This is a genomic window from Sodalis sp. (in: enterobacteria), from assembly GCF_047607725.1.
GTDB lineage: Bacteria > Pseudomonadota > Gammaproteobacteria > Enterobacterales > Enterobacteriaceae > JBLKSS01.
On the sequence record NZ_JBLKSS010000215.1, the window covers coordinates 1 to 5512 of the forward strand.

At 57.3% G+C, this 5512-nt stretch carries 4 protein-coding genes and 4 pseudogenes; 3 read left to right on the forward strand and 5 right to left on the reverse strand.

Translation table 11 applies throughout. The features are described from left to right. Positions 1–130: 130 nt before the first annotated feature. Both ACMX3H_RS16625 and cysE read left to right on the forward strand, forming a co-directional pair. Positions 131–868, forward strand: a pseudogene (locus tag ACMX3H_RS16625) (NAD(P)H-dependent glycerol-3-phosphate dehydrogenase); the annotation flags it as partial. Between the two features lie 37 nt (positions 869–905). Beyond that, positions 906–1722: pseudogene (gene cysE / locus ACMX3H_RS16630) on the forward strand (serine O-acetyltransferase). A 6-nt stretch (positions 1723–1728) separates the two neighbouring features. Here the strand turns inward: cysE and trmL are convergent. From trmL to cpxR, 3 genes and pseudogenes are all read right to left on the reverse strand, one after another. Beyond that, a pseudogene (gene trmL, locus ACMX3H_RS16635) lies at positions 1729–2191 on the reverse strand (tRNA (uridine(34)/cytosine(34)/5-carboxymethylaminomethyluridine(34)-2'-O)-methyltransferase TrmL). A gap of 77 nt (positions 2192–2268) precedes the next feature. Further along, on the reverse strand, positions 2269–3642 hold the full coding sequence (gene cpxA, locus ACMX3H_RS16640) for an envelope stress sensor histidine kinase CpxA (protein ID WP_415211613.1): 1374 nt from the start codon (positions 3640–3642) through the stop codon (positions 2269–2271). After that, positions 3639–4337, reverse strand: a complete 699-nt coding sequence (gene cpxR / locus ACMX3H_RS16645) for an envelope stress response regulator transcription factor CpxR (RefSeq protein ID WP_415211614.1) — start codon at positions 4335–4337, stop codon at positions 3639–3641. Before cpxR ends, cpxA begins: the two co-directional genes overlap by 4 nt. 149 nt (positions 4338–4486) lie before the next feature. Here cpxR and cpxP point away from each other — a divergent pair, with 149 nt between their 5' ends. Beyond that, on the forward strand, positions 4487–4996 hold the full coding sequence (gene cpxP / locus ACMX3H_RS16650; protein ID WP_415211615.1) for a cell-envelope stress modulator CpxP: 510 nt from the start codon (positions 4487–4489) through the stop codon (positions 4994–4996). A 174-nt stretch (positions 4997–5170) separates the two neighbouring features. Here the strand turns inward: cpxP and ACMX3H_RS16655 are convergent. Further along, a pseudogene (locus tag ACMX3H_RS16655) lies at positions 5171–5371 on the reverse strand (tyrosine-type recombinase/integrase); the annotation flags it as partial. Next, positions 5314–5445 (reverse strand): hypothetical protein, encoded by a 132-nt coding sequence (locus tag ACMX3H_RS16660; RefSeq protein ID WP_415211616.1) that lies wholly within the window; start codon positions 5443–5445, stop codon positions 5314–5316. The gene ACMX3H_RS16660 and the pseudogene ACMX3H_RS16655, both read right to left, overlap by 58 nt. Between the last annotated feature and the right edge of the window lie 67 nt (positions 5446–5512).

Here is a 5512-nt window from a genome sequence, read left to right on the forward strand (position 1 = left end):
CCCCCCCCCCCCCCCCCCCCCCCCCCCCCCCCCCCCCCCCCCCCCCCCCCCCCCCCCCCCCCCCCCCCCCCCCCCSYCYCMYMCMMCMMMCCCMCCMMYMMYYCMMSMCSYCCYCCRCGGGGCGCTTACACTCAAACCGCATCTGCGGCAGGATGCGCGCATTGTCTGGGCCAGCAAGGGACTGGAGGCGGATACCGGGCGGCGGCTGCAGGAGGTGGCGCGGGAAGTGCTGGGTGACAAGATACCACTGGCGGTTGTGTCGGGGCCGACCTTCGCGCGCGAATTGGCTGCCGGTTTGCCCACCGCTATCGCGTTGGCCGCCACCGACGCTACGTTCAGCACCGATTTACAGCGGCTGTTACACTGCGGTAAAAGTTTTCGGGTTTACAATAATCCCGACCTTATTGGCGTTCAGCTCGGTGGCGCGGTGAAGAACGTTATTGCCATCGGCGCCGGCATTTCCGACGGCATCGGTTTTGGCGCCAACGCGCGCACCGCATTGATCACCCGCGGTCTGGCGGAAATGTCGCGCCTCGGCGCGGCGATGGGCGCGGAGCCCGGCACCTTCATGGGCATGGCGGGGCTGGGGGATTTGGTGCTTACCTGTACCGACAATCAGTCGCGCAATCGCCGTTTCGGCATGCTGCTGGGGCAGGGCGCCGGCGTCGAGGACGCGCAGGAAAAGATTGGGCAAGTGGTGGAGGGCTACCGCAATACCAAGGAGGTATTGGCGCTGGCCAACCGTTACGGGGTGGAGATGCCCATGACCGAGCAGATTTATCAGGTGCTGTATCAGAACAAAAACGCGCATCAGGCGGCGCTGACGCTGCTCGGCCACGCGCAGAAAGATGAAAGGGCCGGCGGCTAAGGCCGGTTACCCAGCAACAAAAGAAAAGGTGGGCGGTATGTCGACAGAAGAATTGGAACTTGTATGGAATAACATTAAAGCTGAAGCGCGATTGCTGGCCGATTGTGAACCCATGCTGGCCAGTTTTTTCCACGCAACCCTGCTAAAGCACGAAAACCTGGGCAGTGCATTGAGCTATATGCTGGCCAATAAACTCAGCAATCCCATCATGCCGGCCATCGCCATCCGTGAAGTGGTGGTGGAGGCCTACAGCGCCGATCCGGGCATGATATTCTCCGCCGCGCGCGACATCCACGCGGTGCGACTGCGCGACCCGGCGGTGGATAAATATTCCACGCCGCTGCTGTATCTTAAGGGATTCCACGCCCTGCAGGCTTACCGTATCGGCCATTGGCTGTGGTATCAAAACCGCCAGGCGCTGGCGATTTATTTCCAGAATCAGATTTCCGTTTCCTTTGGCGTGGATATACATCCCGCGGCGCGCATCGGCTGCGGCATCATGCTCGACCACGCCACGGGGATCGTCATTGGCGAAACCGCGGTGGTGGAAGATGATGTTTCCATTCTGCAATCCGTTACGCTCGGCGGGACCGGCAAGACCAGCGGCGATCGCCACCCCAAGATCCGCGAAGGGGTGATGATCGGTGCCGGCGCCACCATCCTCGGCAATATTGAGGTAGGTCAGGGGGCGAAAATCGGCGCCGGTTCGGTGGTCTTGCGCTCGGTACCGGCCCATACCACCGCCGCCGGCGTACCGGCGCGGGTGGTTGGCAGACCGGACAGCGACCGGCCGTCGGAGGAGACGGATTCAGTCTTTCAGCAGCCCCGGTTTTGAATTCGGTGACGGCATCTGACGGCGTTTATTGCCGTGCACCGGCGTAGTCCAGCTGGCGCCAGGCCTCGTACACCACGACCGACACCGCGTTAGACAGGTTCATGCTGCGGCTGTCCGGCTGCATCGGAATGCGGATTTTCTGCGCCATGGGCAGCGCGTCAAGAATTGACGGCGGCAGCTCGCGGGTTTCCGGCCCAAACAGCAAATAGTCTCTGGCCTGATAGCTTACCGCGCTGTGCGCCGGCTGGCCCTTGGTCGTTAGCGCAAACAGCCGCGCCGGCTGCTCTTGCGCCAGGAAGGCGGCGTAATCCCAATGATGCCGAATCGCGGCGAATTCATGATAATCCCGCGCGGCGCAGGCGCTTATCGTCTCAGGTAAATCCCAGTGGTTCAATGAGGTGAAGGTGGAAACCGGTATTCGCGCACAGGCGGATGATGTTGCCGGTGTTGGGCGGTATTTCCGGTTCGTATAACACAATGTTCAGCATGATGCCCCCTTAAGCAGGGCGCAGAATAGCAAAAATAGTTCGCTCCCGCCGCCTCTTCCTGTCGCGCCTGGGCGCCCTCAGCGCTGGGGCAAAAGGGGGAGCCAGATAATCAACCGCAGCCCGCCGAGCGGGCTGTCCTCGGCCTTTACCCAGCCCCGGTGCTGCATAACGGCGGTTTCTACTATCGCCAGCCCCAGGCCGGTGCCGCCGGACTCGCGGTCTCGCGCTTCATCGGTGCGGTAGAACGGTCGGAAAATCTGATCGCGGTCATCCTCGCTGACGCCGGGGCCATCATCGTCCACGGTAATGGTGATGCCCTGCTGATCGGCGCTGAATCCGACCGAGATCCGCTGGTGCGAATAACGCAGGGCGTTGCGCACGATATTCTCCAGCGCGCTGTCCAGCGCGGAAGGATTCCCCATCAGTGTCCAGTTGCCCGGTGGCGAGGTGAGCTCCAGGCTTTTGCCCATTTGCTCCGCTTCAAACTGGGCGTCGTTAAGCACATCCGACCATAAATCGTTAGCCTTCAACACTTCCCGCGACAGCTCGTTTTTATGCTGATTGTGGGACAGCACCAGCAGATCGTTAATCATTGAATCGAGTCGCTGCGCCTCGGTCTCAATGCGCGCAAGTTCATGTCCCTCTCCGTGCCGCCGGCGCATGAGCGCGGTGGCCAGCTGTAGTCGGGTTAACGGCGTGCGCAGCTCATGAGAGATGTCGGACAGCAGACGCTGCTGGGCGGTCACCATGCGCTCCAGCGCGCTGACCATCTGATTGAAACTGACCCCGGTCGCCAAGAATTCCTGCGGCCCCGCTTCAAGCTCAGGATGCTGCCGCAGATTCCCGTGCGCCACTTCATCGGCGGCATGCTTCAGTTTACGCGCCGGTTTGGCCAGGCTCCAGGCCAGCCATAACAGCAGCGGGATGCTGATAAGCATGGTGACAATCAGCAATAGCAGCGGGCGATCGAACAGCAGGCTAATGAAGTCCGACTGGGCGCTGCCGGCCGGACGAATCTGATAAAGCTGATAATTGTCCTCGCCGTCACGAATGGCGAAAGGCCCCACCAGTTCCGCGCGGCCATATTTTTTCTTTTGCGGATGATCGGCATTGTCCGATTGGCCGATGAAATTGCGGATGATTTGCATCTCGTTGCGCTGGGCGCCGATGACCCGCCCTTCGCTGGTTACCAGAATTAAACGCTGGCCGGGCGGCGCCCATTTATCGATGGCGCGAAACAGCCGGCGCCACCACATCAAATCGTTAGCCGGGTCGGCGGCCAGCTCCGCCTCCACATGCTGTTGCAACATCACGCCCTGACGCTGCTCGTTGTCGAGCAATTGCGTCATTTGGCGAGAGTCCAGTTTGGGCACCATGAGCACCAGCATAAGCACCAAAGCGAGGGTCAACCAAAATATGGCGAATATGCGTGCGGTCAAGCTATTGATCATGCAGCGGATACCATCAAATAGCCCCGGCCGCGCAGCGTTTTGAACCATGGATGCCCGTCTTTGCGTTCCGGCAGCTTGCGACGCAAATTGGAAATGTGCATATCAATGGCCCGGTCAAATGGCGTCAATCGCTTGCCCAAAACTTCCTGGCTTAAATGCTCGCGCGACACCACCTGGCCCAGATGCTGCGCCAGCAAATACAGCAATGTAAATTCGGTACCGGTCAATTCCAGCGGCGTACCGTCGAAGGTCGCCTCCTGCCGGCCTGGGTTCAGGCGCAGAAAATCCACCTCAAGGGACGGCGTGTCCGCCTCGCCGGTCTGCTGTTGCTCCGTCCAGTGCGAGCGGCGCAGTATTGCCCGAATGCGCGCCACCAGTTCGCGATCGTTAAACGGTTTGGGCAAATAATCATCTGCCCCCAACTCCAGGCCCAAAACGCGATCCAGCTCGCTGCCGCGGGCGGTCAGCATAATCACCGGCGTCTGATGCTGCTGACGCAGCTCTTTCAGGGTATCAATACCATTCTTGCGCGGCATCATCACATCGAGAAGCAATAAGTCAATGGAACTGTCCAACTGGCTTAACGCCTGTTCGCCGTCATGGGCCACCTGGACGTTAAAGCCTTCCATTTCCAATAGTTCCTTCAACAACGACGTTAATTCGAGGTCATCATCAACCAAAAGGATTTTATTCATTTTATTCACCTCCTGACGCAAAATACGTCATCAATCCCTTCCAATCTATGACTTTACGTAGCTTTACACCGCCTGACGCATGTTTGCAGCGGCTTGGGTAAACTAACTCCCATCATATAGCGACAAAGAAACATGCCAAGGAGGCCGGGATGCACAAACACATCCTCTTGTTCATCGCCGCCACGCTGGTCTCTGTTAATACTGTAGCCGCTGAAAAGAATACTTTGGAAAATTGGCAACAGGATACCCTTACGCACCGGATACCGGATACCGGATACCGGATACCGGAAAGCCATTACAGCATGTTCGATGGCGTTAAGCTTACGGAACAGCAGCGGCAGCAATTGCGGGATCTTATGAGCCTTGCAAGTCGCGATACGCCCCGCATCAATATTAGCGAAATGGAACGCCTGCATACGCTGGTGACCGCTAAAACTTTTGACGAGGCCGCCGTTAGGGAACAAACGGAAAAAATGGCCCAGGAGCAGGTTGCTCGTCAGGTTGAAATGGCTCGGGTGCGCAACCAAATGTATAACTTGCTTACGCCGGAACAGCAACAGATTCTAGAGCAAAAGCATCTGCAGCGGATCAATGATTTAAAGCTGCAGATGGCGGACAGGATTTCGACTTCTGACCAGAAGCCAGCAGTAAACAAATAAAGAATCACTTTTTTTCCTTGCTATAGACACCATCCCTGTCTTCCCCACCTCATCAGCGGGGTTTTTTTTCAACATCTTACATCAATCAATCTTTAAAAAACAATAAGTTGAAAAAGCTGTAAGGGTTATGGACGTTTTCAAAAGTTGCTGAGTGTGGGCAATCCGTGGACACCTTTAAGCACCCAATCCTCCTTTTGGTGGATTTAAAGCCACGGCATTTTGAAGATAGTCTGGTGCTAAATGAGCGTAGGCCATTGTTTGCTGGATATTGGCATGTCCCAAAATTTGTTGCAGTACAATAATATTGCCGCCATTTATCATAAAATGACTGGCAAATGTATGACGTAGAACATGTGTTTCCTGACCGTGTGGTAGATGTAAGCGCCCCGTGGAGGACGTCTTGAATTATTGGTGGGTTTGTTGTATGGCCCGGTAAGAATATGTTCCACTACGATGCCTAGTGAACCCGCATCCTATAAGGGACGGCTGTCAGATCATGGATAATCCGGCGATGAT